The sequence below is a fragment of the Streptomyces sp. NBC_01317 genome (genome assembly GCF_035961655.1).
Taxonomy (GTDB): Bacteria; Actinomycetota; Actinomycetes; order Streptomycetales; family Streptomycetaceae; genus Streptomyces.
The window spans coordinates 1,843,390-1,869,534 of record NZ_CP108393.1 but is presented as its reverse complement, the minus strand read 5'-3'; the positions used below and the strand labels follow the sequence as shown (position 1 = coordinate 1,869,534).

General features: G+C 70.2%; 16 protein-coding genes. 6 read left to right on the top strand and 10 right to left on the bottom strand.

The features are described 5' to 3' along the window. The first annotated feature begins 97 nt into the window (after positions 1–97). The 4 genes from OG349_RS07830 to OG349_RS07815 all read left to right on the top strand — a co-directional run bounded on the left by OG349_RS07830 (position 98) and on the right by OG349_RS07815 (position 2,658). Positions 98–847 (top strand): proprotein convertase P-domain-containing protein, encoded by a 750-nt coding sequence (locus tag OG349_RS07830; RefSeq protein WP_327233916.1) that lies wholly within the window; start codon positions 98–100, stop codon positions 845–847. A gap of 13 nt (positions 848–860) precedes the next feature. Next, a complete protein-coding gene (locus tag OG349_RS07825) occupies positions 861–1,628 on the top strand; it encodes a putative Ig domain-containing protein (protein WP_327233915.1) in 768 nt (255 codons plus the stop codon). A 265-nt stretch (positions 1,629–1,893) separates the two neighbouring features. Then, entirely contained in the window at positions 1,894–2,022 is a 129-nt protein-coding gene (locus OG349_RS07820; RefSeq protein ID WP_327233914.1) for a hypothetical protein, read from the top strand. 9 nt (positions 2,023–2,031) lie between these two features. After that, positions 2,032–2,658 carry a class I SAM-dependent methyltransferase gene (locus OG349_RS07815; RefSeq protein WP_327233913.1) on the top strand — a complete coding sequence of 209 codons (627 nt, stop codon included), beginning with the start codon at positions 2,032–2,034 and terminating at the stop codon, positions 2,656–2,658. 197 nt (positions 2,659–2,855) lie between these two features. On the opposite strand, the gene OG349_RS07810 is transcribed toward OG349_RS07815, so the two are convergent. From OG349_RS07810 to OG349_RS07770, 9 genes are all read right to left on the bottom strand, one after another. Further along, entirely contained in the window at positions 2,856–4,739 is a 1,884-nt protein-coding gene (locus OG349_RS07810) for a carbamoyltransferase family protein (protein ID WP_327233912.1), read from the bottom strand. 245 nt (positions 4,740–4,984) lie between these two features. Further along, on the bottom strand, positions 4,985–5,869 hold the full coding sequence (locus OG349_RS07805; protein ID WP_327233911.1) for an Inducer of phenazine A: 885 nt from the start codon (positions 5,867–5,869) through the stop codon (positions 4,985–4,987). Positions 5,870–5,956: 87 nt separating this feature from the next. Next, positions 5,957–6,889, bottom strand: a complete 933-nt coding sequence (locus OG349_RS07800; RefSeq protein ID WP_327233910.1) for an NAD(P)/FAD-dependent oxidoreductase — start codon at positions 6,887–6,889, stop codon at positions 5,957–5,959. A gap of 3 nt (positions 6,890–6,892) precedes the next feature. Beyond that, positions 6,893–8,215 (bottom strand): MFS transporter, encoded by a 1,323-nt coding sequence (locus OG349_RS07795; protein WP_327233909.1) that lies wholly within the window; start codon positions 8,213–8,215, stop codon positions 6,893–6,895. Next, positions 8,208–9,110 (bottom strand): phytanoyl-CoA dioxygenase family protein, encoded by a 903-nt coding sequence (locus OG349_RS07790; RefSeq protein WP_327233908.1) that lies wholly within the window; start codon positions 9,108–9,110, stop codon positions 8,208–8,210. The genes OG349_RS07795 and OG349_RS07790 overlap by 8 nt, the downstream gene beginning before the upstream one ends. 100 nt (positions 9,111–9,210) lie before the next feature. Further along, a complete protein-coding gene (locus OG349_RS07785; RefSeq protein WP_327233907.1) occupies positions 9,211–11,160 on the bottom strand; it encodes a carbamoyltransferase C-terminal domain-containing protein in 1,950 nt (649 codons plus the stop codon). A 94-nt stretch (positions 11,161–11,254) separates the two neighbouring features. Continuing rightward, on the bottom strand, positions 11,255–12,724 hold the full coding sequence (locus OG349_RS07780) for a radical SAM/SPASM domain-containing protein (protein ID WP_327233906.1): 1,470 nt from the start codon (positions 12,722–12,724) through the stop codon (positions 11,255–11,257). Between the two features lie 313 nt (positions 12,725–13,037). Next, a complete protein-coding gene (locus OG349_RS07775) occupies positions 13,038–13,214 on the bottom strand; it encodes a hypothetical protein (RefSeq protein ID WP_327233905.1) in 177 nt (58 codons plus the stop codon). A gap of 671 nt (positions 13,215–13,885) precedes the next feature. Further along, complete coding sequence (locus OG349_RS07770) at positions 13,886–15,160, bottom strand: tyrosine-type recombinase/integrase (protein WP_327233904.1); 1,275 nt, start codon at positions 15,158–15,160, stop codon at positions 13,886–13,888. Positions 15,161–15,575: 415 nt separating this feature from the next. On the opposite strand from OG349_RS07770, the gene OG349_RS07765 reads away from it, so the two are divergent. Further along, the gene (locus OG349_RS07765) at positions 15,576–15,809 is read left to right on the top strand and encodes a helix-turn-helix transcriptional regulator (protein ID WP_327233903.1); all 234 of its coding nucleotides are present in this window, start codon (positions 15,576–15,578) and stop codon (positions 15,807–15,809) included. Positions 15,810–15,934: 125 nt separating this feature from the next. On the opposite strand, the gene OG349_RS07760 is transcribed toward OG349_RS07765, so the two are convergent. After that, the gene (locus tag OG349_RS07760; protein WP_327233902.1) at positions 15,935–17,317 is read right to left on the bottom strand and encodes an IS701 family transposase; all 1,383 of its coding nucleotides are present in this window, start codon (positions 17,315–17,317) and stop codon (positions 15,935–15,937) included. A gap of 1,440 nt (positions 17,318–18,757) precedes the next feature. Between OG349_RS07760 and OG349_RS07755 the strand changes: the two genes are divergently transcribed. Continuing rightward, positions 18,758–25,702, top strand: a complete 6,945-nt coding sequence (locus tag OG349_RS07755) for a LamG domain-containing protein (protein ID WP_327233901.1) — start codon at positions 18,758–18,760, stop codon at positions 25,700–25,702. Positions 25,703–26,145 lie beyond the last annotated feature (443 nt).

The window sequence follows — 26,145 nt, the reverse complement described above, 5'->3', positions numbered from 1 at the left end:
TTAACTGGTGACAGCGGATCAGTGGCGATGGCACGCTCGTCGGGCCGCGCCCCGACCGGCGGGCGCGGAAAAGCCAGTTGCGTGAGAAGGAGCCCATGTGACCACCCGCACCAGGCACCTCCGGCGGCGGGGGAGCGGACTCGTCGCCGCCGCGGTCCTCGTGTCGGCGGCGGTGTTCGCCACCGGCGTGCCCGCCTCCGCCGCCCCGGCGAAGGCCGCCCACGCCGCCGGTACCGTCACCGTCGACCGGCCCGACCACCTGAGCAACCTCTGGTACTACCCGGTGGAGGCCCAGGTTCTGGCGAGCAGCACCACGCCGGGCGCCCTGCGCTACGAGGCGTCCGGCCTGCCCACCGGGCTCTCGATCGACGCCGCCACCGGGCTGATCACCGGCGAGCCCGGCGTCCTGGGTGACTGGGAGCCCAGCATCACCGTGACGGACGCGGCCGGCGGCACGGGCTCGACGAGCTTCTTCTGGTCGATCGACAACGACTACCACCTGGTCCACGTCGCCGACACCGACCACGTGATCCCCGACGGCGGCGAGGTCCTGGCGCCGCTGGACTCGGACTTCCGGACCGGAACCGTCCACATCGATGTGGACGTGGTCAGCGACCACACCGACCGGGGACAGCTGGCCATCGACCTCATCGACCCCACGGGCTTCGTCTACACCGTGAAGAGGGCCAACCCGAACGACCACGGGGTGGGCCTGCGGAAGAAGTACGAGCTGTGGACCACTTGGGGCCCCGCCGGTACGTGGAAGCTGCGCATCCGTGACACGAAGGCAGGTTCGGGCACGGGCACGCTCGACCAATGGCGCCTGACCTACCACCAGCTGGTCTGAGAGGAAACGTCCCATGACCACCGACTTCCGCCACACCCGGCGCGGCGGGACCCTGGCCCTCTGCGCCCTGCTCGCCTCGGGCGCCCTGCTGGCGACCAGCGCCCAGACGGGCACCGCCGTCGCCGGACCCGCCGGAGCCGCGTCCAGCGCCGCCTGGGTGTACGTCAACGAGACCCGTGAGCAGGTCTGGATCGTCCGGGCGCCGATCGAACTGCGGATCACCGCGTCGGGCAGCAGCCCCGGCACCCTCCGCTTCAGCGGCACCGGCCTGCCCGCCGGCGTCACGATCGACCCCGTGACGGGCGCGGTCTCCGGGACGCCCGCCACGAAGACCACGGGCACGGCGACCGTCACGGTCACCGACGCCGAAGGCACCTCCGCCTCGGCCGAGTTCGCCTGGTCCGTGGCCGCCGCGACCGGGCCGGACCAGCGCAACGAAGACGACGTACCGATCCCCGACGGCGGCTGGACCCGGTCCCTCATCCGGTCCACCTACACCGGCCGCGCCGAGTACGGCTTCCGGGTCTGGGTCGACATCAAGCATCCTGTGCGGGGGCAGATCGCGCTCGCGCTCGTCGACCCGAACGGCGGCTACCACACCCTGAAGGATTCCGACGAGACCGACGACGGGGAGAACCTGGCCCAGTACTTCGACTTCGCCGCCGGCGAGGTGACGGCTCCGGCACGCGGCCTGTGGACCCTGGAGATCGGGGACGTACGCGCAGGCGTCTACCGAGGCCACCTCGACCGCTGGAAGGTCGTCTTCAACCCGGCGCCGTGATCACCCCAACAGGAGCCGTCCCCGCAGGCGCGGGAAGCAGGGGGTGTGGGGGCGAGAACGTGGCGGCGGCACCTGCCGTTCAGATGAGACATCACAAGGTCCCCGACAGAGCCGAACCGCCTGATTGTCGACACTCCAGGGCTGTCAGCGCGTGAGTCGTCGTCCGAGAGGGCGGTGACGGGGAAACGATGTCCTCGATGTCGGCGCTCTCGACGCCCGGACGGTCCCGGCGCACCATGGGGTTCTCGGGGGAGGGATGCGGTGCATGACGTCACGAGAGCACGAGCCGCGCCTGTTCACCTCGGGCACGGGGGACTTCCTCGACACGCTTCTTGGCCGGCGCCACGCCGGCCCGCCGGAGTTCACCACCGTGAAGCCGCGCAGTCGCACGTAGGATCGCCCGGTGACGCAGAGCGCAAGCCTCGCCCGGGTCTTCGACGATCTTGCCCCCCGTTACGACCACGAGCACCACGAAGAGGTCGCGCGGGCGCTGCTGGCGCTGGTCGGGCCCGGGGTGGCGGACGTCGTCGCCGATGTGGCCTGTGGAGCGGGTGCTGTGGCCCTGCAACTCGCGCGCAGCCGCCCCGCCGGCGCGCCGCCCGTTCTTGCCGTCGATGTGTCGCCCGGCATGATCGAGGCCGGCCGGGCGCGTGGCGCCTCCCTGACGGCGAGCGGGGCGATCGACTGGCGCCTCGCCGACGCGGTGCCGTTGCCGGCCGCCGCCCACTCCCTCGACGTCGTTCTCTGCGCCTCCTCGCTGCACTTCCTCGGCAGCGGGGCGGTCGCCGACTGGCGGCGGGTGCTGCGCCCGGGCGGGCGGGTGGGGTTCACCCTCCCGCTGGCCACGCACTTCCGGCCCTCCGAACGCTTCTCCGTGCTCCTCGCGGCGGATGTCCCGCTCCCGGGCAGCGCCGCGGAGGCCGACGCCTGGGCCGCCGCGAACGGTCTGACCGGCGCCGTCTCCCGGGTCCATGTCCTCGGCGACCGCCGCGTGGTGGTGACGTCGGCCGTCACCCCCGGCGGCCGCTGAACCCACGCGTCCGTCCGGTCGCCGGCCGCCGTCTCCCGGCCCCCGGCGGCGCCCCGCTCCGGTCCGGCGGCTCCAGATAGCCGGGCCGGTCCGCGTCCCAGGGCCGGTGCAGTGGGTCTCGTACCGCACGGACACACCACGCGACCGGCGTCAGTACGCCGAAGTACAGGACGGCCAGGCCCAGTGTGCCCAGGAACTCAGTCCACCGGGATCGCGGCACGCCAGTCCCCCTCCTCCCGCCACGCGGGCTGGTCCCGCTTGTCCAGCAGGAAGTCGCCCAGCACCAGCAGGTCGATCCGGGTGCGCATGAAGCAGGCGTACGCCTCGGCGGGGTCGCGGACGATCGGTTCGCCGCGCACGTTGAAGGAGGTGTTCACCAGCACCGGGCAGCCCGTCCGGTCCCGGAACGCGGTCAGCAGCGCGTGGAAGCGGGCGTTGCGCTCGGCGGTGACGGTCTGCACCCGGGCCGACCCGTCCACGTGCGTGACCGCCGGGATCGTCGAGCGCGGCACCCGCAGCAGGTCCAGGCCGGTCAGTGCCTCCGCCTCCGGCCCGTACGACCGGCGTCGCGACGCCGCGACCCGCGCGGTCAGCAGCATGTACGGGCTCTCCCCGGCGAGGTCGAACCAGTCCTTGGCCTCCTCGGCGAGCACAGCGGGGGCGAAGGGGCGGAAGGATTCCCGGAACTTGATCTTCAGGTTGAGCGTGGACTGTGTCCCGGGATCGCGCGGATCAGCCAGGATCGACCGGTTGCCCAGCGCGCGCGGACCGAACTCCATGCGCCCCTGGAACCAGCCCACCACCTTCCCCCGCGCCAGCTCGGCGGCCACCCGCTCGACCAGTTCCGGCTCCGGCAGGCGCACGGCGGGACGATCGCCCCGCTCCAGGAACTCCGCGATCCGGCCGGCGTCGTACGCAGGACCGAGCAGGGCGCCCGCCATCGCGTCCGTACCTCGCCGCACATGGGTGCGTGGCGCGCCCCGGCCGTGCGACTCCGCCAGAGCCGCGCCCAGCGCGCCGCCGGCGTCCCCGGCGGCCGGCTGCACCCACAGCTCGTCGCAGACGCCCTCGTCCACGAGCCTTCCGTTGGCCACGCAGTTCAGCGCGACACCGCCGGCCAGGCACAGCCGCCGCTCACCCGTGCGCTCCACCACGGTGCGGGCCAGCCGCAGCACCACCTCCTCGGTCACCGCCTGCACCGAGGCGGCGAGGTCGAACTCCCGCTCCGTGAGCGGTCCCTCGGGGACGCGCCGCGGCCCGCCGAACAGCTCCTCGAAGGCCCGTCCGGTCATGCTCCTGCCGTACTGGAAGGTGAAGTGGCGCAGATCGAGGCGGAACGACCCGTCCGCCTTGACGTCGATCAGCCGCTCCCGGATGAGGGGTGCCCAGCGAGGCGTCCCGTACGGGGCGAGGCCCATCAGCTTGTACTCGCCCGAGTCGACCTTGAAACCGCAGAAGTGGGTGAACGCCGAATACAGCATGCCGAGCGAATGCGGGAAGCGCAGCTCGGCGAGCGGGACCAGCCCGGTGCCCCGGCCGTGCCACAGCGTCGTCGTCGCCCACTCGCCGACACCGTCGACACACAGCACCGCCGCCGACGGGTACGGGCTGGGCAGGAACGCGGACGCGGCGTGCGAGGCGTGGTGCCGGTGCGCCACCACCGGTGGCAGCGGCCGTCCTCCGGACAGCGCGCCCAGCCGCGCGCGCACATCGTCCAGGGCGTGCCGCTTCCAGCCGGCCCACGAGGGGAAGGCCCGGCGGAAGACCGGGAAGCCGTGCGGCGCCGTCGCCAGCCACGTGGCCATCACCCGGCGGAACTTCAGTGCCGGGTCCTCGTAGAACGCCACGGCCGCCAGTTCGTCCAGGCGCAGCCCCGCCTCCCGCAGGCAGTAGGCGACGGCCCGGTCCGGGAAGCCGGAGTCGTGCCGGCGCCTGCTGAACCGCTCCTCCTGGGCGGCGGCCACCGGAACACCGTCGCGGACCACGGCCGCCGCACTGTCGTGGTAGTAGGCGGAGATGCCCAGGACCGGACCGTCCCGGCCCGCGCCGCCGGTCGGCCCCGCACCGGTCCGTTTTCCCATGCCGCCACCTTCCCCAGGTCAGAACAGCGGATAGACGGACGCGTCGTCCTCCGGTTGCGGGCGCGGCCGGTTCGGCGGTGGGGACTCCCGGGCCGTCCGGTCCGCCTCCGGTGTGGCCGGGGGCCCGACCGGGTCCGCGGCGTCGGCGCTCCGCACGACGCGGTTCCGGATCCGGAGCCAGGACGCGAGACGGCGGGCCGGCGGGGGCGGTTCGGTCCCGCGCTCCCCGCCGTCGCCGGGCCCCTTCACGCGAGGTCCAGACGGTCGGCCAGCCGCCGGGCCACCAGGTCGTAGCCCAGGTCGGTGCAGTGCACCCGGTCGACGAACAGCCAGTCCTCCGGTGTGGCGGCCTCACCCAGCTCGACGTTCATGTCCAGGAAGGGGACATCCAGCACGGCGCAGCCGGTGGCGAGCCGCTCCGCGTAGGAGCGGCCGATCGCCGTCGTGGAGATGTCGTCGTGGAACCGGCGGAAGTTGGACACCTCGTCCAGTTCCTCGAAGAGGAGCCTCTCGCGAGGCAGCGGCTCCTCGCGCACCCACGGCGCGAGCGGTTGCAGGACGAACGTCAACCGCGCCCCGAGCCCGTCCGCGAGCACCTTCCAGCCGCGCAGATGACGCAGGGTCAGATCGGTCGCGTGCGCGACCCGCCGGTCCGGCGGCGGTACGACGTCCGGGGCGGGCCCGCAGTCGAAGAACGCGCCGTGCCGGCCCTGCTTCTCCTCGGGCAGCCTGCTCAGCACCATGTTGTTCACCCCCGACATCAGCACGATGTCCTCGACGGGCGGCAGCTCGTGCTGGAACAGGGTGAACAGCAGCAGCTCCTGGGCCGAGTTGTAACTCTGGCCGGCGAAGTTGAGCCACGGCAGGCGGGGCGCGTGCGCGTTCCACAGGCGCGCGCTGATGGTCGCGGCGTCCCCGGTGGCGCCCACGCCGAACACGGCGGAACTGCCCGCCAGTACCCGGGCGGGGCCCTCGGGGCGGTCGTCGCCGACCGTGGCCCGCTGCCCGCCGGGGCCGGGAGTGACCCGGAAACCGTGCCGGTCGGTGGTGTGGACGGGCGTCTTCTCACCGCCGTACTGGAAGTACCCCAGATAGGGCTGGTCCTCCAGGACGAAAGTGTAGTGCTCCATGTGCGGCGTGTACGCGGCGCGGGGTGATGTCATCGTCGCGGTGCTCCCGTCGGTGTGCGCGGTGGAGGGCGAGCTGCGGGGCAGCGGTCAGGGCGTCCGGGCGGGCGGCGGCGCGGGCAGGGAGCCGGGCCGGTCCTCCCGGATCAGGTCGGCGTTGACGGCCATGGCGGCCAGTCCGCCGCTGGACGCGGCCATCGCCGCCTGGTGCATGTTGCGTCCCAGGTCACCCGCCACGTACAGGCGGGGGACGCCGGTGCGGCCCCGGTCGTCGGTCTGGAGCGACTCCAGGTCCGGTGCGTCGATCCAGGGGCGCAGGGGCTCCACCCGGGGCTCCATGTCGAGGTGCAGGAACAACGCGCCGTAGCTCGCGGCGCCGCCGTCCTCGAACCGCACGCCCACGCCGTCGGGGTGCGGGTGGAGTCCCGCCACCTTCTCCGCGCGGACCGGCACCCCTGCCGCGGTGAGCCGGTCCCGCTCGTCCTCGGGCAGCTCCCGCCGGTCGGAAAGGTAGGTGATGTCGTCGGACCACACTGTGAGGGTCGACGCCAGGCACTCACCGGGGACCGCCCCGCCGTACACGGCGATGCTCCGCTCGCGGACCTCCCAGGCGTGGCAGTACGGGCACTCGAACACGGTCTTCCCCCACAGGTCCGTGATCCCCGGCACCGGGGGCAGGAGGGAACGTACGCCCGCCGCGTACAGCAGGGTGCGGGCGCGGAAGACGCCCGACTCCTTGGTCGCGACCACCACACAGTCGCCCTCGCCGACCGCGGACACCACCTCGTCGTCGCGGAACGAGACGTCGTACTGGTCGAGTTGGGCGCGAGAGCGGACCCGGAAGTCGGCGATGCCCGCACCGTCGTTGGTGAGCACGTTGTGCATCACCCCGGCCGCCATGTTGCGCGCGTCGCCGGAGTCGATCAGTAACACCCGGCGGCGCGAACGGCCCAGGTAGAGAGCCCCGTTCAGGCCGGCCGGGCCGCCCCCGACGATCACCGTGTCGTACAACTGCGTGTCCAATGGTCACTCCTTGTCGGATGGGCGGTCGTGCGGATCGGGACGCGGGCGCGACCGGCCGGGTCCGTCCGGGGAGTCGCGCAGGGGGGCGAGCAGCAGCAGGGCACCCGCGGTCAGGACGGCGCCGCAGACGACGAACACCGCGGGGACGGACAGGGCTCCGGCGAGCAGCCCGCCGAGCAAGGCGCCGACCGGCATGGTGCCCCAGGCGCACAGCCGGGACACGCTCATCACCCGGCCCTGGAGGTTCTCGGGCGTCAGCCGCTGGCGCAGCGACATCACCGGAATGTTCCAGCCCATCATGAAGACGCCGTTCGCGGCCAGCGCCAGCCCCGCGAGCAGGGGGTCCCGCGCCGCTCCCAGCAGGACGTACGCGACTCCGGACGCCGCCAGGGACCAGCGGGCCAGCCGTACGGTGGGCAGCCGGCCGGCGGCCCGGGGCGCCAGCCAGCTGCCCGCGACGGCGCCCAGCGACCCGGCGGCAAGCAGCAGTCCGTACCCGGCGCCGCTCAGCCCCAGGGTGCGGTCGCTGAGCAGGACCAGCATCGAGAAGGTCGCCGAGAAGACCAGTCCGTACAGGGCGCTCGCGGCCAGGGTGAGCCGCAGGGTGCGGTGGCGCAGAACGAACCCGACGCCCTCCCGGATGTCCTTGAGCACACCTCCTCGCCGTTCTCCGCGCGCCTCCGCGGAGCGCGCCCCGCCCGACTGCGGCGCCCGCGCGCTCCCGGGGGACGGGACGAGGCTCAGCAGGAGCAGCGCCGCCAGCGCGTACAGCGCGCCGCCCGTGGCCAGCGCGACGGAGGCCGCCAGCCCCGCGAGGAGACCCGCCACGGGCGGTCCGGCCGTTTCACCGAGCACGATCTGCGCCGCCGACAGACGCCCGTTGGCCCGCTCCAGGTGCCGCTCGTCGACCAGGCGCGGCAGCATCGCCGGGGCGGCGGTGTCGGCCAGTGTCTCGGCGACGCCCAGCACGAACGCCAGCCCGTACAGCAGGACCAGCGGCCGGTCCTGCGCGAGCGCGAGGGCCGCTCCGGCCAGCGCCGCCGCCCGGACCGCGTTGCTGCCGAGCACGAGGCGGCGCCGGTCCACCCGGTCGGCCAGGACACCCGCCGGCAGCGCGAGGAGCAGCCACGGCAGCATGTTCACAGCCGTCAGGCCCGCGACCGCCGCCGGATCGGGGTGGTGCGCGACGACGAGCAGCGGCAGCAGCGTCCGTGTGACGCCGTCGCCCGCGTTGGAGGCCGCGGTGGAGGCCCACAGCCAGTGGAACGGACGGCCCAGGTCCGCCCGTCCCTCCGCGCGGGCCTTCGGTGAGGCGGTGCTAGCCAACGACGCTCCCCCGGTGCCACTCGCGCAGTCCCAGCAGCCGTTCGCCCAGCTCGGTCAGGCGCGCCGGCCCGTACAGCTCCGCCTCCCGCTTGCGGGCCCCGCCCTCCGGCGGGTGCGGCGGAACCCGGTCCCGCCAGAACCCCACCCGCGCCTCACGCAGTTCGGCGTTCTCCTCCCAGGCCGGCGCCATCGTCAGATACTGCGCCATACGCACCCGCCCCTCGGAGACGTTCGGGTGCACGCCGTGCGGGAGCAGGCTGTTGAAGATGATCAGGTCGCCGGGTGCCACCTCCGGGGTGGTGATCGAGTAGCCGGTGATGTCCGGGGTGAAGGGGTCCCGGTCGGCGGGCTGCCGGCTCACCCACTTCTCCCACTCGGCGAAGATCTCGGGCACGCACTGGAAGCCGCCGATCTCCTCGTCGCCCTCCGTCAGCGAGAGCACCGCCTGACAGCTCACCGGCAGCGGGTCGGCGGAGGTGTCCACGTCCCAGTGGACGAACCCGTCGAAGGCGCGCTGTCCCCGGTTGGGCGGGTTGACGTTGGCGAAGTCGATGGTCACCCACAGCTCGTCCAGGTCCCAGACGTCGGTGAACGCCTCGTACACCCGGGGTGTCTGGCGTACGTCCCACTGCGCCTGGTGGTTGTACATCTCGACCAGTCCGCTGTGGCCGGGCAGCCGGTCGTTGCCGGTGTGCGGGGACGTCCAGGTCGAGGGGTCGTCCGTGCGCATGTCGAGGAAGGAACGCAGTCCGGCCGCGAGCGCGGTGACCGTCTCGGGCGCCACCGCCCGGCGGACGATGACGTAACCCTGCTCGGTCCACCGGGCGAAGTCGGCGGGGGACAGGACGCGCAGCGGCTGTGTCTTGCGGATGTCTCGCAGTTGGGTGGTGGACACGTGCACTCTCCAGGGGGACGGCGCCTGTGGGGATGGGGTGGGCGGGCCCGGACCGCACCGCCGTTCTCCGGCGGCCCTCCCGCTGCCGGGCGGGCAGGGATCACTGGACGATCAGACGGCGCCCGGGCAGCACCACGGCGTCCAGTTCCGTCTCCGCCAGGAGCTCCAGAGCCTGGTCGAGGTGGTTGAGGATGGGCCTGCCGCCTGCGTTGGCACTGGTGTTGACGAGGACGGGCAGCCCGGTCCGGTCGCCGACCGCGTGGCACAGCCGGTGCAGCAGGAGGTGGGTGTCGGGCCGTACGGTCTGCAGGCGGGCCGTGCCGTCGATGTGCCGCACCTCGGCGAGGCGGTGGGACTCCTCGGGCCGCGCCCGCACCGCGAACAGCATGCTGTCGGTGTGGTCCAGGGGGCCGGTGAAATAGCGGTCCGCGATTTCCTCCGGGCAGATCGGGGCGACCGGCCGGAACCACTCGCGCCCCTTGATGGTCCGGGAGATGTGCCGGCGGGCGCCGTTCCAGTGCGCCGACACCAGCAGCGAGCGGTGTCCGAGCGCCCTGGGTCCCGTCTCCATGCCGCCGTCCAGCCAGGCCAGGCAGCGCCGCTCGGCCAGCAGGTCCGCGACCGCCGCCACCAGCTCCTCGTCGTCGGCGAGGGCGCGCGCGGACAGCCCGAGAGCGCGCAGCCGCGCGCCCGGGCCGTCGCCCGGCTGCTCGCCGGCCCCGTGTCCGGAGCCGGCCCCGGCCGCGCCGGCCGGCGACGCTCCCCCGGGCGACGGCTCGTCCAGTGCCTCCAGCCCCTCCAGTCCCTCCAGTGGCGGCCCGGCGTACGCCAGCCGCGCCCACTCCGAGCGGCCCGCCAGGGCCGGGCGGTCGGACGGCTCCGCGACGGCCAGGGCCGCGCCCAGTGCGATGCCCGAGTCGTCGCAGCAGGTCGGGATGGACACCCGGGTGAACTGCCCGGACTCGGCAAGGCGGCTGTTCGCGGTGATGTTGAGTGCGCAGCCGCCCGCGTAGCAGAGGGTGGAGTAGCTCGGGAACCGCCGGCTGACGCCGGTCAACAGCCGGGTCAGATCCCGTTCCACGGCGGACTGCAGGGTGGCGGCGAGGTCCCGGCAGACCCGCTCGTCGGGCGAGGTCCCCACCGCGGTGGTCCGGCCGTCGGGGGTGCGGATCTCGTCGGGGAACACGGATCCGAAGGAGTGCACCACGTCGTCGTCCGAGGAATCGGCCAGGCCGGCGTCCAGATAGCCGCCGCTGACCGGTTCGTACTCCCACCAGGTGTCGGCGTAGCGCAGCGCCGACCCGGTCAGCCGGTCCTCGTCCAACCGCTCGTACAGGTCGGGCGAGGCGCGCCGGGTGGACTGCGGGACCAGCATGGCGCGCAGCACCGGCAGGAGGGAGGGGTCGCTCTCGCCGGCCGCCGCCAGACCGAGCAGCTTGCCGGTGTCGAACTGGCTGCCGTGCACCCGCCGGGCCAACGCCTCGTAGACCAGGCCGAAGCGCGGGCCGCCGCGGTTGGTGAACGACATCACCGGGGTGAGCTGGTCGCCGTCGCCGAGGCAGACCATGCCGCACTCGGCGTAGTTGCCGGTCCCGTCGAGGGCCAGCACGAGGGCCTTGCGAGCGCCGGAGGTGTAGTAGGCGAGCGCGGCGTGCGCGTAGTGATGGCGTACGGCGACGAGCGTGATGTCCCCGAAGCCCGCGGCGAGTGGCCAGTCCACCGGCTTGATCACCCGGGTCACCGCGTCGGTGGGTCCGGCTCCGCCCGTGGCCGCCCAGTGCGCGTCCTCGTTGACCAACTCGACCAGCGCCGGCGGCAGGACCCGGCACACCGGGGTGTACCAGTCGGCCACCGCGACCCGGGTCACCGGGCTCGCCGCCTGTTCCCGCAGCTCCGCCAGCCAGTCGGCCGCCGCGTGCGGGAAGTCGCCGTTGCCCCCGCACACATGGCGCAGCCGCAGCCGGCGTTCCGCCTCGATGACCCGGTAACCGCTCGCGTCGGTCAGGGCCGCGCCCGCGTCGTGGCCGAAGTGCATACCGATCGTCGCCATGGAACCAGTCACCCTTCCTCGGCCGGCCGCGGGCGGACCCGCGGTCCGGCGGCCCGCCCCGCGCGGGACGCCGGGGAGATCTCCGGGGGCCCGCTCACGACAGCGCGGCGAGGCTCAGCGCGTGGTGGCGCTCCAGGAGGCCCTGCACCACCTCGCGCATGTAGCCGCAGTAGCCGGGCGACATCACCTGGATCGAGCCGTTCTCCTCCTCCAGGGCACCTGCCGAACCGCCCGAGCAGGTGCCCTGCAGCTCGCAGCCGCGGCAGCCGGGGCCGTTGGTGTAGGCGCGCATGCCGTAGTCCTGGTAGGCGGGGGAGGCGAAGATGCCCCGCCAGTCGTCGATGGTGCCCAGCGTGCGGGCGGTGGCCTTGCAGGCGAAGACACTGCCGTTGGGTTCGATGGAGAGCTGCCGGCCGACCGCCGGACAGGTCTTGTAGTCGGCCTGCTCGGCCCACTTGGCCTCATCGATGATCATCTGGAAGGTCTGGTACCAGTACCCGCTGAGCTGCACCCCGCGCTCGCGCCCGTAGTCGACGGCGGCCAGCAGCCGCTGCGCCACGTCGTGCGGGCTGTGCCGTTGGAAGAACTCGTTGGCCTGGAAGGAGACGATGACGTCGAGGGTGCCCAGACCCGCCTCGGCGACAAAGTCGATCAGCGGGTTGCCCCACTTCTCCCAGGTGTACTGGGAGAGGACCGTGGTGATGTTGACCGGGACGCCCGCGGCCTTCATGTCGAGGATCGCCTTGCGGACCACGGGCCACGCGGTGCGCTGCTGCTGCCCGCCGCGGAACTCGCCGGTCTCCGGCACCAGGTAGTCGATGGAGACCGTGGTGTCGACGCGGTGCTCGGCGAGTGCCGCCAGCAGCTCGTCGTCGATGCGGGAGCCGTTGCTCGTCAGGTCGTACGACAGGGACACCCCGTCGTGGCTGTCGCCGAAGGTGCGCAGCACGTGCAGGATCGTCCCCCGCGCCAGGGTGGGCTCGCCGCCGAAGAAGGACACACTCAGATGGCCGCCGCCATTGGCCTTGCGTAACGCGACAGCTTCCTTGATCGTTTTCTCGGCCACCTCGCGCGACATGTGCATCGACGGGTTACGGCCGGTGTCCGAGCCGTGGTTCCAGTCGCCGCTCGCCAGCGTGGGCCCCGAGTCCTGGTGGGCCGGGGCTGAGTCCTCCTCGCGGGAGCGCCGCAGCTCCACGAGCACGGGGCCGGGCTTCACGGTCTCGCCGGACGTGTTGCGCTCCTCCACGCCGCCGTCGAAGTTGTAGGCGAAGCAGCCCTGGCAGGAGAAGTTGCAGGCGTTGGTGAGCACGAGCTGGATGGAGGAGTGGAACACGCCGGTGCCCAGCGCGTCCTGACGGCTCTTCAGCAGGCCGTCGATCTCCTCGGCCTCGTCGTGCCCCGCCTCGACCAGGAATCGCGCCGCTACGAGGTCCCGCAGTGAATCGTCGTCGATCCTCTCCCGCAGCCGGTCCACGCTGAGGCCCTGGGACGCTTCGCGCAGGAGTTCGACCACGTCCTTGTCGACGAGCCGCGCATTCCCGTACAGCGAATGAAAGGCCATGGTCCGCTCGTCGCCCTCGAAGGAATTGAGGCGCCCTCCGAAAGAAGTGAAATCCCGGTCGCCGGCGGTACGTAGGGTGCGAACATAGCGCGAGGACTGATACACCGAATTCTGCATTTCTGAAGCCTTCTCCCTGCGTCTCACGGCTTTCGGGTGCTGGCGCGGCCGTTCTCCTGGCGGCCGTTCTCACGGCGGCCGCGCGGTGCGGCCGGCCCACGGCCCCTGGGGCGCGGACCGACCTCGTTCAGAGGTTCGGTCCGCGCGACGGTCCTGGGTCCGGCGGGCCGGGCGGAACCGCTGTCAGCCCGGGCACCTAGGCGGAGGCGGACTGTTCCTGCAGCACAGCAGGGGTGGTGTCGACGGTGTCGACCTTCGCCTGCTGGGGGACGGGGGTGATGGTCGGTGCGTTGCCCTTGTCCGGCGAGACGAACGCGCAGGGCCGTGACGACGCGGTGACCGCGGGTCGGGCAACCTTCCTGACTTCGGCCATATGGCCTCCTCAATAGGTGTGTGGCACAACGCATTCCACTTAACCAGAGAAAATCCGAGGAGATAAGCCGTCATCCGGACACATTGGGACCGACGGGGCGGCGCACGGCCTATCGTGCGGAATGGATCTTTGGCTGTTCGAATGCGGCAGGGCCGACCTAGCGGTTTTATCCGAAAACTCTTCGTAATTGAAATTCGAACCAATCGGCCGATTGGTCTCCGTGTGTATCCCGCATAACTCCGGGCGGGACGAATTCCGGCCAAAGTAGGCATTGGCCGGGAGCCGCGGACGCCGTCCCGAGCCGATGTGACCACGCCCGGGAACGGCACGTACGCCCGTGCCCGTTCCGACTCGATCGCCCGGACCGGAGCGTGGGCACCGGCGCCGGCCTCGGTGACGTACGGGCGGTCATGTCCCCACAGGTGCCGCCGGAAGGTGCTTAGCGGCAGGCCGAGCCGGCGCACGGGGCAGCGCCGCCATCGACGCGGCCTTCGCGTAACAGAGATGCCGCCGCACCCCTCCCTGACCCGCTGAACGGCGGGTCGGACAGGGTGCGGCGGCATTCGGGCGTCAGATGTCGCGGAACTCCTCTACGGCCTCTCTGACCTGCTTAAACGAGCCGTTTGAAGATCATCTTGCACGCATGCTGCACAAGCTGACCAGTGCGGGTGTCAGGCGGCCCTCGTGTAGGCACTCCGGACCGCGATGCGGATCTTGGAACCGGCTCCCACGATCCGGTGCACGTACTTACGGAGAGTAAACGCGGGATCGGCGTGTCCGAGCCGGTCCGCGAGTGTGTACACGTCCACCCCGCCGTTGATCATCATCGACGCGTACAGATGTCGCAGGGCATGCATCATCATGTCGCGGGACTTCTCCCAGCACCGCCCCTTCGCGTCGGGGTCAAGGGGCTTGATGAGGCCGGCTGCTGCCAGGGCGGGCTTCCAGCGGTAGGAGTTGAACCAGTTCGACTGAATAGCGGTCTTCTCCCGCGTGTAGAAGATCAGCTGTACCGTGACCGGGTCGCCGCCCTTGTGGCCCCACGGTCGGGTCACCTCGACGGGTGGGTATTTCTCCATGTGTTCGCGCAGGGGGATGGCCACGTCATTCGTCAGCTCGATCCAGCGGTCCTTCGGGTCATCGTCGTCTCCCCCCTTGGGGAGGGCATACGTCAGGAACGAGCCGTCGTGGACTACTTGCCGTTGTACATGCACCATCGGGCCGTCCGGATGCGTCCAGTCGAAGTCTTCCGGCGACAGGCCGAATATTTCTCCTTGGCGAAGTCCCAGGCCGCGACCGCAGTCGACGAGTGCCTTGTAGCGGTCGGGAAGTTCGGCACGGATCTTCTCGGTGTCTTCCCATGTCAGGGTCAGCTCTGCCCGGCCGCCGTCTCCTCGCTTCGGCTTGGCATCCTGTACTGATTTGGCCAGGCAGGGATTCTTGGCTATCAGGCTGTCGTCCACAGCCAGGTCGAATATGGCCCGAAGGTTGTCGAAGACCAGGCGCAGCGTGGAACTTTCGAGCAGTTGCCGGCGATCGTGCAGCCAGTTCAGCAGTGACGACGGCTTCACGTCCTTCACACGCATCTTCCCAACGGCGGTAGGAATGATGTGCAGCTGAACCCGCTCCTTGTAGCGGCGGTACGTGCGCGGATTCTTGTGCTCGTGCCCCTTTAGCCATGTGAGGGCGATTTCTGAGACCCTGGCCTCTCCTGCGCGGGGGTTGATGTACGACCCGTCGTCCACCCCGGATCGCATCTTGGTCTCGTGCCTGCGGGCTTCGGTCTCGGTGCGGAACAACTCCGTCTGCTGGATACCTTCCCGGTTGCGCCAACGGGCCTGCCACCGCTTGCCGACCCCGTGATCCGCTGTCGGGACCTTGCCGTGCTCCCGGCAGGCCGACTCTCCGGCTTTCGGACGCGACTTGTGCCAGCGGTCGTACGGCATGGATGCAACTCCTACTTTCCGGTGGGTCTTGAAGTCTCTTTGTGGGTTCCCGTCTCAGGTGCTTCATCGACGGCGAGATTGTGTGCCCGTTCGTCGCGTCCTGAGCTAATGGGATGTTGATCCAGGTGATGCGGAAATGTCAAACGTATTCTTGGGGCCTTTGCGGCAAAGGGTGCAGAGCGGTGGGGAGGATCTCACTCGGAGAATCCTCGCTCACATGTCTGCGAGGATTCGACGAGCCCTCGCCGAGGATTCGCTGGTGTCTTCCGAAAGTTCGGGGGAGTCGTAGGCGTTTCGCCGAAAGTTCTTCTATTTGGTTCGGCTGGAATTCCGTGTCACTGTTCCGTCTGCCACCCCGGCGAACTATCGCTCACGTGGTTCTTTCCTGCCCGCTCCGAGCCCTTCTGGAGTCCCTATGCGTCGAACCACCGCCAGTGCGACAGAAGCCTCCAGTGGCGCGGGGAGCCGTTGTCCGTTGCTGAGTGCTAGGGAACTGGCCGACTTCCTGGGCGTGCCACTGAACACGGTCTACATATGGAATCACCGACACCAAGGTCCGCGAGCCCACAAGGTAGGTCGCCATTTGCGCTACCGCTGGCCGGAGGTAGAGGCATGGCTGGAAGCTCGGGCGGTGGATCGCGAGGTCTGAATCGACGACGACGCCTGTACGCCTACAGGGAGGGCGACAGAACCCGGCGTACAGCCCGACTCGTCTGCCGCCACCTGCGGCTTTGCCTCGGAAAGGGCCTCTGACACGGCAGCTGTAGTTCTTGATCACGGCTGGTCGTGGCGGCGGTGTCGTTGCTGGTGGCAGGCGGTTGCGACGGCTTGGTGATGGCGTCTCCAGGCGGTCCAGTGCAGGACGTGGTCACGGTCGCGGGCGGGTGGTGACAGCACGATGGCCCGCAGGAGACGGATGAGCTCGGGACAGGTCAGCGGGACGAGTCCGGGCTGCCGCTCGGAGCCATCATGGACAGCTGCGGCCGTGAGGGCGAGGACGGCGGCGGCGATCAGGGAGAACAGTGACCAGCGCATCCAGGAGTTCCAGCAGGTCACCTGGCCCTGGTCGAGTCCGGTGAAGCCCTTGGCGAGTTGGAAGGTCTCCTCGATCCGCCACCTCCGGCAGATCACTTCCACCAGCGTGCCGAGCGGGACGTCGCCGGGTGCCCAGCAGCGGAAGTAGGACACCTCGCCGGTGTAGCGGTGCCGCCGTGCGACCAGCACACTCGTGCCAGCCCCAGCCCCAGCCCCAGCCGCGTTCCCGTTTCCGTTCCCGTTCCCGTTCCCGCCGGGAGTGTCGTCGGGGCGGACCTCGAGCCAGGCCCAGTCGTACTCGCGGGTGCCCTTCGCGCCGTGCCCTGTCCGCCGGCGCAGCCATTGCTCGGGCCGCACCTTGTTGATCAGCTTGCGGGCCTCCCACCGGTGGCCGGCCCCGTCGGTGACCTGGTAGGTCGCGGCGATACCGACTGTGTAGCCCAGGCCCAACGCCCTTATTCCCCGGCGCAGTTCACGACCGCAGTACACCTCGTCGCCTGCGAACCATCGGGCATCGAGACCGGACGCGAGCACGCCGGTCACCATGGACAGCGCCTGCTGTGGTTTCGTCGCGAACACGACCTCCTCCGGGACCCCGGCCACCTCGCGGCGCTCCTCGTCCGCGGCCCAGTCCGCCGGGAGGTACAGGGCCCGGTCCACGATCACCTTCATGGTTGCGGTGACCGCCGCCAGATGCACCGCCACCCGGCACAGGCCGACGCCGCCGAGCGCACCGGAGTACTGCGGGCCGGCCCCCACGCAGTCTGTGGAGGACTTCGCATCCCCTGTCTCGTCGGCCACCAACACCACTTCCTGGCCCGCGAGTTCACCGGCCACCAGGCGGGCGATCTCCTCCCGTGCCCGTTCGTGGTCGAACCGGGCCCGGGAGAGCAGGTGCTGCAGCCGGTGCGGACCCGGGTGCCCCAGCGCCTGCCCGAGCGTCCAGCAGTTGCGCGTGTCCACCTCCATCAGCAGCCCCGCGACCAGCTCCGCCATAGTCGCTCGCGTCTCGCGCCGCGCGAAACAGCCCGCGACCGCAGCCATCGCCCTCCCGAACGTCTCGGCCCACGCCTGCTCGGCTATCGTGGCCTCCGCGGCCACCGTCTCTTGATACGTCGTCACAAACGTTCATGATCGCGGTGGCCGCACCCATGCCCGCACCCAGCCCCTCAGCGCGCTGACCAGCCCAGACGCCGGAACTACGGCTGCCGTGACAGATCACGACGGATCGCCCGATGCAGCGTCGTCAGCGACGGCACTGCACCGGACGGGGACTGGCGGGCCGCCCGGACCGTCAATTCCCGGTGGACGCCCGTACGTTCCCCTTCCACAACACCAGCAGACCGCGCACCTCCGAGGTGATCGTGAACCTCACACCGGCCCGGCTACGGTCCGCCGGAGCGGCAGCCGCGGCCTCATCGCTCTCAGTAGCGGCGGCCAGCCACTGCCACACCGTGCGCTCCGCCACCCCCAGCGCTACCGCAGCCACCCCGACGTGGCCTGCCGTCAGCTCACCCCCCACCTGCAGCGCAAGCAGCCGCCGGACCGCCGGACCACGTAGTGCCACCCGCGACGCCACAGGCAGTCCGCCGCCCGCACCAACAACGCCACCGTTCTCCATACCAGCCCACGATGCCGCCACACAGCCGCTCAAGGATCAGAAGTGCCGTTCCCATGACAGCGGAGCACAAGGGGGTGTACCGCTCCGTGTCAGCGACATGACCCCCATGTACCACCCCATGTCAGTGACCCGATCCCCCAACCTCGCTACCACCAGCACAAACCCCCCCACACCTGACGTGCCGTCACTGACACCATTCCACCGACATGAAACCGGAACATCGCATCTTGGCGAGAACCAACACCGCCGAACCAAGGACGCACCATGCGATAAAATATCGGGGGAAAAATGGACTGTGACGCTGAGCCGACCGCCTCTTGACGCACAGCAACTCGGCAGCCGAGAATCGGGGACACTGCTCGGGGGAGGGGCAGAGAATATGGTCGGCTATGGGGATGGTCGGCGAAGAAGTCGCGAGGGGGCGACCCGTCAGAGCTCAACGGCCCGAGCCGTCGACCGCTCGTATCGTCATTTCGTGCCGAATCGAAATCGAACGACATCGAACAGGTCGACTTAGCCTCTCTTCACGGAAGTTGCCCTCCGTCAAAGAAATGAGCCGGGTGTTCGATTGTGGTCGCCACCCGGGGGCGACCATGATGTCTCTTGATCCACTGGCCGTATTCGATGTTCACCGAGTGACCTAAACGGTCGTCCGCGCAGTGCGGGCCGATCCGCTTTGCGCGTGTGGGCTTTGCTTCGGAGCTTTTCAGTTGGTCCGGGCAAGATTCGTCGAACAAGATTCCGAATTTTTCTCGATCGGTCAGAAGTCTTCCGCCGCACGTGCTTCATATGTGTGGCGTCGTTTCGTCGCGGCTCCACGGGTTCCGGATGGTCAATTCGGATGCCCAGGTAGTTGGTTTTCGCCAGGAGGGTTCAGTGCATGAGCTGATCCCGCCGTTTCTCATGCCCACGTGCGTGGGCCGTCGAGTTGGAGGTTGTGAGTGCCGAACAAGAATCTGGTGAGGGTGTACAGCGACAGGAAGTACGTGTACACGACGATGGTGCGTCACCAGGGGGCGACGGTGGCGTTCGCCATGGACGACTCCCGGCGTATCTACTACAGCGTGCTGAACCTGGATCTGGGCAGCCGCGAGCGGGGCGAGATCGACAGTTCGTACTGGGCCGACAATCCGCCGCTGCTCACGTTCCCGGCCGAGGTGACCGAGGTCGGCTTCGGTGATGGTGAGACGGTTGAGGTGCCGGCGGTGCGGTCGGGTGGGCGGGCCGAGGTGTCCGGCGGTGTGCAGTTACAGTCCGAGGATCTGGATCCGTTCCTGTCCACGACGGCTCGGCTGGGTGGTCAGGCGCCGTTCCAGGTTGTCTCCGACGGCCGGTACCTGCTGTTGTTCCGCCAGTCCGTGGACGAGACGCATCCGGACGCGTTGTTCCGCTTGACCGGCGGCGGCGCGTCCGGGGACGCGGCCCGGACGGACTACGCGCGGACGGCCGGCGCGAAGGTGCCTCTGGTGACCAACACCATGCTGTGCGACCGGTTCGTGCAGGTGGGTGCGACGGTGAAACCGGTGCTGGAGGTGCGCTACCAGCGCAGCCGGAGCAAGACCGTGCCCGCGTCCAGCAGTGACACGCTCGGTACGAGGGACCTGGACGGCGACCCGTTCTACGAGCCGACCCGGCAGCTGTCCTTCGTCCGCAACGTCGCCGACGGTGAGTTCGCGGTGATGCTGCTGCCCACCCAGGTCGACGGTGTGTCGCGGTGGCAGCTGTTCGCGGTGAACAAGGTGACGGGCCGGCTTGATTCGTTCAACGTCGAGCGGGCCGACGACGGGCTCTTCAACCTCGCGGGCACCCAGTTCTACACCAGTTCTGACCCCCGGTACGCGGCCTCAGTGCTGGAGCGTGAGCCCGGGGTGGATCCGTTCACGAAGAAGCCGCTGGTGCCGGTTCCGCTGCCGACCGACCGGGCGGGGGCGGCACTGGGGCTGAACGGACAGGACGGTTACGTCGACCTGGGAAGCGGGCCGAGTACGCGGTTGCAGGGTGGCTACACGGTGGAGGCATGGGTCAGCCCGGCCACGGCCGGTGGGGTGATCGTGGCCGCCGGCGACGGGACGCAGGCAGGATCGTTCACGCTGCGGCTGACTGCCTCCGGGGCCCTCGCGCTGGCCCATCCCGGAGCCGGGAACACCGTCACCTCGCCCAACGCGGCGGTGTCGACCAACCGCTTCACCCACGTCGCGGCGGTGTTCGAGAGCGGCACGACACCCAAGGGCCGGCTGTACGTGGACGGGGTCGAGGTGGCCTCCGGGCCCATGTCGTTCACCCCTTCCGCTCCTTCGGGAGTCGTGACGTTTGTCGGTGCCCGGCCGTCGGGAACCGGCGCCACCGAGTTCTTCAAGGGGAACCTCGACGAGGTGCGCGTCTGGAGCAAGGCGCGGCCGGCCGCTGACCTGACTCGGGATTTCCGTCGCCGGCTGGCCGGGGTCGAGCCGGGGCTGGTCACTTACTACCGCTTGGACGAGGGTGGTGGGAGCAGCGTCGCCGACCACACCGACAACGGGTTCGACGGAACCGTCCGGGGTCGCGCGGTGTGGCTGACCTCGGGTGCGCCGGTGGGTGACAGTCCGGGCCTGTCGAGGGAGACGTTCGGTTTCGCGGGCCGGTCGCTGGTTTCCGGGGTGTCGGCGGTGTTGTACTTCCAGCAGGAGGAGACTGCCGCCGGTTACGCCGACCGGCCGAGCGCGGCCAAGCGGCAGGCGAGGGTTTTGCTGGCGTGCCCGACGGTCGAGACCGCCGTCCCGAGCGGGAGCCCGCTGCTCGCAACCCTCGATCTGGCTCTCGCGGCCGACGGGCGGCTCGCGCGGGTGCCCCGGTCGGTGACGCTGTCCACTATCGGGCGCCCGAACCCGACCAGCGACATGGATCTGCTCAGCGCGGCCCAGACCGCGGTCACGACCACGCAGGCGAGGATGGTCGCGACCCAACGTCTCCTCGACGAGGCGGAGCAGTCCGCGCGGAAGCTTCAGCCGTCGTACCAGTACTGGAACGACAGGTACTGGAGCTTCGTGAACTCCGGCTACTGCTACGACCAGGGAGGCTGGATATCGCCGTTCGATCGCTCGCCCCGTGCGAGCGAGTTGCTGGGAGCGTTGGGGTCGGTGGCCGGCCCCTACAACGCGGCGCTGAGCAGTCAGGAGGAGTCGCGGGCGCAACTGGCCCGGGACCAGACGCTGCTGGCCGACCAGCAGGCGAGGTTGGCCGTGCTCAGCGGCGGGTTGCAGGGCGGCGACGACGTGACCCTGGCGATGCCGACGGTCTCGGTCGACAGTGCCGGGCTGAGCGTCTTCGGCGCGGTGCTGGCGTTCGCGTGGAGCCAGGACACCCCGGTCCTGCTCGACAGCGCGACCGGTGACGTGGTGCTGTACTTCCGCGGTGTCGACGGGCAGTTCTTCTCCGTGTACTACGACGTCACCGCCTCCCGGGCGACCAAGCAGATCACGCTGCCCTCCGGCCGGCTGACGCTGGCCAGCCGGGACATCGGGGTCGCCCTGCCCGAGCTGAGCCTCACCGTCTCCGCCGGCCCGGACGCCGACCGATGCACGGTGACGATCACCCGTACGGTCACCAGCACTACCCACACCGAGACGTTTGCTCTGGTGCCCCGGCGTGCCGACCTGTTCGCGGCCGTTCTCAACGGCACCCCGACCGGGGATCCGCTGGGCGCGGTCGCCTCGGTCCAGGCCGCCACCGTGACCCTCGCCGCGCCGCTGTCGGTGGCGCTGGCCGCGAGCGCCCAGGTCAGCGTCGCAGGGGTCGTCCACACGCTGCGCGACGCCGCGCTCGTCGGCGCCACCACCTTCACCCTGACCGTCAACCCGGCCGCCGTCCCGGCGGGCGCGCCGGTTCGCACGGTCGTCTACAACTACACCGCCGCCGTCGCCGGCCGTCTCGGGGAGCGCCTGGACAACGGCTCGCTGATCGTCGCCGTCGATGCCGGTGACGCCACCGGTACCGTCCCCGACGGCACGGCCGCAGACGTTGTCGCCGGCCGGGGCAACAGGTGGCGGGGCCACGCCCCCGGGCGAGCGTTCGCCTTCGACGGCACCAAGCGGCTCGCTCTCCCCGCGGCCCAGCGTCCCCGGGCGGCGATGGGCGGCGACCTCACCCTGGAAGCCTGGGCCAACCCGGGGTCCATCGGCCCGCAGACCCGCATCGTGCACGCCAGCCTGCCCGGCACCCCTGCCACCCGGTACACCCTCGGCGTCTCCAGCGCGCCCTACCCCTCGGCGCTCGAGTTCAACGGAAGCAACGACTTCCTCGACTGCGGCACCGGCATCAACCTGACCAGCACCTCCTTCACCGTGGAGTTCTGGGCCAAGCGCCTGGCGACCGGCCGGAACGACTTCATGGTCGGCCTCGGCGCCGGAAGCACAACGGACCAGGCCCTGCACATCGGGTTCCGCGCCAACAACGGCTTCATGATGGATTTCTTGGGCGACAGCGTGGAAGTCCCGACCAGCTACAGCGATCAGAACTGGCACCACTGGGCCTGCGTGTACGACCGTGAGGGCACCAACCGTCAGCAGATCATCTACCGGGACGGTGTGGAAGTCGCTCGCGACACCGCGGCCGGCCACTTCTCAGGTACCGGCAAGCTCTGGCTCGGCAAAGCCGCCACCGGCATGGCATACGCCCATATGGACGAGGTGCGCGTCTGGGGGCGCGCCCGAACCGCGGAGGAGCTGAAGGCGGACAAGGACCGCCGGCTGACCGGCCGGGAGACGGGGCTGCTCGGTTACTGGAACTTCCTCGGCCGGCGGACCACGGACCTGACCGGGCGGGGCAACAACGCGACAATCGCCGGGAACCCCAAGGTCGTCGGCTCCGCTTTCCCCGGATACAAGGTCCTCGCCGGGGTCGGGGACCAGCTCGTCCGCAGCCGCGACATCTACCCTGCCGGGCAGTGGAGCCACCTCGCGGCGGCATTCGAGCAGGACTGGGCACTGCGCTTCGACGGCGCCGCGTGGCTCGACACGGGCCGCGCCGACGCCCTCAACCTCACCGGCGACGTGACGATCGAGGTCTCCCTGCGGCTCGACACCCTCGGCGACACTCAGGGCCTGGTCTGCAAGGGCGGCCTGGCCGACGGCGCCGGCGGGACCGTGCCGTACAACCTCTATGTGCAGCCCGACGGGGCGCTCGCCTTCACCTACGAGAACACCGCAGCCGCCCAGCCGGGCGTTGCCGTCTCGACCACCAGACTTCAGGCCGGCGTGTTCACCCGGGTCGCGGTCACCCGCAAACCCAACCCGAGCAACTTCAACGCCTGCGACATCCAGTTCTACGTCAACGGCGCGGCGGCGGGCAGCGCCACTCTCAACGGCACGGCGCAGACGGGCAATGACCAGGTCCTGGAGATCGGCCGCTGCCGCAGCGGCCAGACCGGCTACGGGCTGCGCGGCGTGATCAGCGAGGTGCGGCTGTGGAGCGTGGCGCGGGAGGCGGCGAAGATCGGCGTGGCGGTCACCGAAGCCACGCCGGGGCTGGTCGCCCAGTGGACGTTCCCGGAGGACACCGGGAACACCACCGCTGACGTCGCCGGCACCTACACCGGCCGCCTGCACGGCGCCACCTGGGTCAAGACACCCGACCCGGGCGCCAACCTGTTCCGGCTCTACCACGACGGCGATGCCACCCCCGCCGACCCGGTCCCGGCCACCGACACCGTCGTGACCGCCGGCTACGGCCCGGAGCAGTTCACCGTCGGCGGCGTCAGCACCACCGACAACACCCTGCGCGACGCCTTCGCCGGCAACCTGGACGAGATCCGGGTGTGGCAGACCGCGAGGACCGGCGAACAGATCCTCGACAACGTCTTCACCCGCCTGCGCGGCGAGTCCGAAGACCTGGTCTGCTACTACCCGTTCGACGCCGCCTCCACCGTCACCGGCGCCCCGGTCCTCGACGCCGGACCGCGCGGGATCAACCTGACCACCACCAGCGGCGGCGAGCCCACCGTCGTGCTGTCCACCGCACCGATCTCCACCGACACCGCCGAGGTCCGCTCCGCTCTGACCGGCATCCGCACCACCTTCCACCAACTGATCAGCACCGCACCGGCGGTCGTCGAGTACGCCGACGTCCAACGGGTCCCGCACCGGGGCGTACGCGGGGTGATGAAACGCTGCTACACCTACCAGCAGGACGGCCTCTGGTACCTGGTGACCGGCTACAAGGTCGGCAACCTCGCCAGCACCTGGGTCGGCCAGGCCCAGTTCGACCCGCAACTCGTCGGCTACATCGAGGGAGCACCCCCGGTCCCCTCCGAGAACCTCGTCAAACGACCCGGTACCGACGACTACGTCGACGCCACCAAGGTCTCCTTCGTCCAGGCCGAAGAGGTCACCAACACCCTGTCGTCCAGCCGGGAGACCAGCATGGACGTCTCGGCGAAGATGAAGTTCTCCTGGGAGGTCTCGGCCGACGTCCTCGGCATCACCGCACCCCTCGGCTTCGGTACCGCCCAACCGGTCTTCAAACTCGCCAATGAGGGCAACCTCGAATTCGGCCTCGACTACTCCAACGGCTGGACCAGCGACGCCGAGGTCTCCGAAGGCAGCAACACCACCCGCACCAGCGCCGTCGCGCTCAGCGGCGCGTGGGAAGACCCGAACCACCCGCTCAACCCGGCCGCCGGCCAGCGGTGGGTACCGGCCAACACCGGCTACGCCCTGGTCCAGTCCGAAACCGCCGACGTCTTCGCCCTGCGCCTCGAACACACCGGCGCGCTCGTCGCCTACCGGATGATGCCCAACCCCGACATCCCCCGCGACTGGAACATCATCGAATTCCAGATCAACCCCCTGTACACCAAGCAGGGCACCCTCGACGGGCTCGTCGGCTACGGCCTCACCGGCCCCTTCTCCGACCCCGCCCACTACCCCACCGCCGGTGACGGCGCCGAGTACAGCTACTTCAAACCCCGCGAGGCGTACGCCCTCAAACGCCGCGTCGAACGCCAGGCCCAACAGCTGCAGAGCTTCTACGACTCGGTCTCCACCGAAACCCACGCCCCCGACCGGACTACCGAGAAGGTCAAGGAGATCGCCAGCAAGTCCTCCGCCCGGCGCAACCTCGCCAACACCTACGTCTGGACCGCCGGTGGCGGCTTCTTCGCCGAGTCCAACGAGACCACCGACACGGTCACCGAGACCACCGGCGGCTCCTACTCCATCAAAGGCACCATCAGCGGCGGCGCCATGTTCGAACTCAAGGGCGCGGCGGGCGGCGCGAAGATGGGCTTCGAGGCCAGCATGTCCGGCGGCAGCAGCGTCACCCGCACCAGGTCGAAGACCTCCACCAAGACGTTCGGGCTCGACGTCGAATGCCCCGGCGGCCGGGACCTCCAGCGCTACACCAGCAGCGGAACCCCCGTCTACGACCCCACCACCAACCAACCCGTCAACGCCCCCGGCCGGGTCGACGCCTACCGCTTCATGACCTTCTACCTCGACGTCACCAAGGACAACTTCGAGGACTTCTACGGCAAGGTCATCGACCCGCTCTGGCTCGCCACCTCACCCCAGGCCGCCGCCCTGCGCCAAGCCCACCAGGCCGACCAGAAACCCCCCTGCTGGCGCGTCTTCCACCGGGTCACCTTCATCAGCCGCCTCCTCGACCCCGCCGCCGCCACCCCCAACGCCCCCGCCTCCCTCGCCAAAGCCCTGCAGAGCGAAGGCTTCGCCAGCATCTACGACCTCGTCCAAACCCTCGAACCCGACATCAAGAACGTACCGACGAACACCGCCAGCCTCGCCAACCTCACCACCGCCGCCACCAAACTGATCAGCAAAACGCTGTACCGACTCACCCCATACACCCAAGAAATCATCGTCCACCTCGCCCGCTACCTCGGCATCGACCGATAGCCCCGGGACCAGCACCGAAACGGATCAAGTAGACGCCCAAAGGCGATCGGCCCCCGGTGCAGCCACGCGCTGCACCGGGGGCCACAAGGGAACGGCCCGCCGTCCACGTGGACCCAGACCACCCGCGACGATCCCCACAAGGCCGACCTCGTCCCCCTCAGCAGCCACGAACTCCTCCACCTGCTACGGGCCTTGGTCCTTCCGCCGCCCAGACGAGACCGCGACCACCTGCTGTGGTGGTCCACCTGGCGCCGCCGACACCAACAGCGCGCCCGCCGCTGGCACGCGTACGCCGACACCACACCATGATCAGAAAGGTTCAACAACAGCTATCTACAGCTGCCGTATCTGACCTGCGTCGGAGGCCCTTTCCGGTCTTTCGGTGGCTTGCCGCGTTAGGCGGCGAAAAGTCCCTCAGAAGTCCCTTGGACGGCACTGAAAGT

What these genes read in the sequence shown, in the direction of transcription:
- OG349_RS07825 (WP_327233915.1), top strand. Translation starts at nt 861, where the DNA reads ATGACCACCGACTTCCGCCACACCCGGCGCGGCGGGACCCTGGCCCTC.
- OG349_RS07820 (WP_327233914.1), top strand. Translation starts at nt 1,894, where the DNA reads ATGACGTCACGAGAGCACGAGCCGCGCCTGTTCACCTCGGGCACGGGG.
- OG349_RS07810 (WP_327233912.1), bottom strand. Translation starts at nt 4,739, where the DNA reads ATGGGAAAACGGACCGGTGCGGGGCCGACCGGCGGCGCGGGCCGGGAC.
- OG349_RS07805 (WP_327233911.1), bottom strand. Translation starts at nt 5,869, where the DNA reads ATGGAGCACTACACTTTCGTCCTGGAGGACCAGCCCTATCTGGGGTAC.
- OG349_RS07785 (WP_327233907.1), bottom strand. Translation starts at nt 11,160, where the DNA reads ATGGCGACGATCGGTATGCACTTCGGCCACGACGCGGGCGCGGCCCTG.
- OG349_RS07780 (WP_327233906.1), bottom strand. Translation starts at nt 12,724, where the DNA reads ATGGCCTTTCATTCGCTGTACGGGAATGCGCGGCTCGTCGACAAGGAC.
- OG349_RS07775 (WP_327233905.1), bottom strand. Translation starts at nt 13,214, where the DNA reads ATGGCCGAAGTCAGGAAGGTTGCCCGACCCGCGGTCACCGCGTCGTCA.
- OG349_RS07770 (WP_327233904.1), bottom strand. Translation starts at nt 15,160, where the DNA reads ATGCCGTACGACCGCTGGCACAAGTCGCGTCCGAAAGCCGGAGAGTCG.
- OG349_RS07765 (WP_327233903.1), top strand. Translation starts at nt 15,576, where the DNA reads ATGCGTCGAACCACCGCCAGTGCGACAGAAGCCTCCAGTGGCGCGGGG.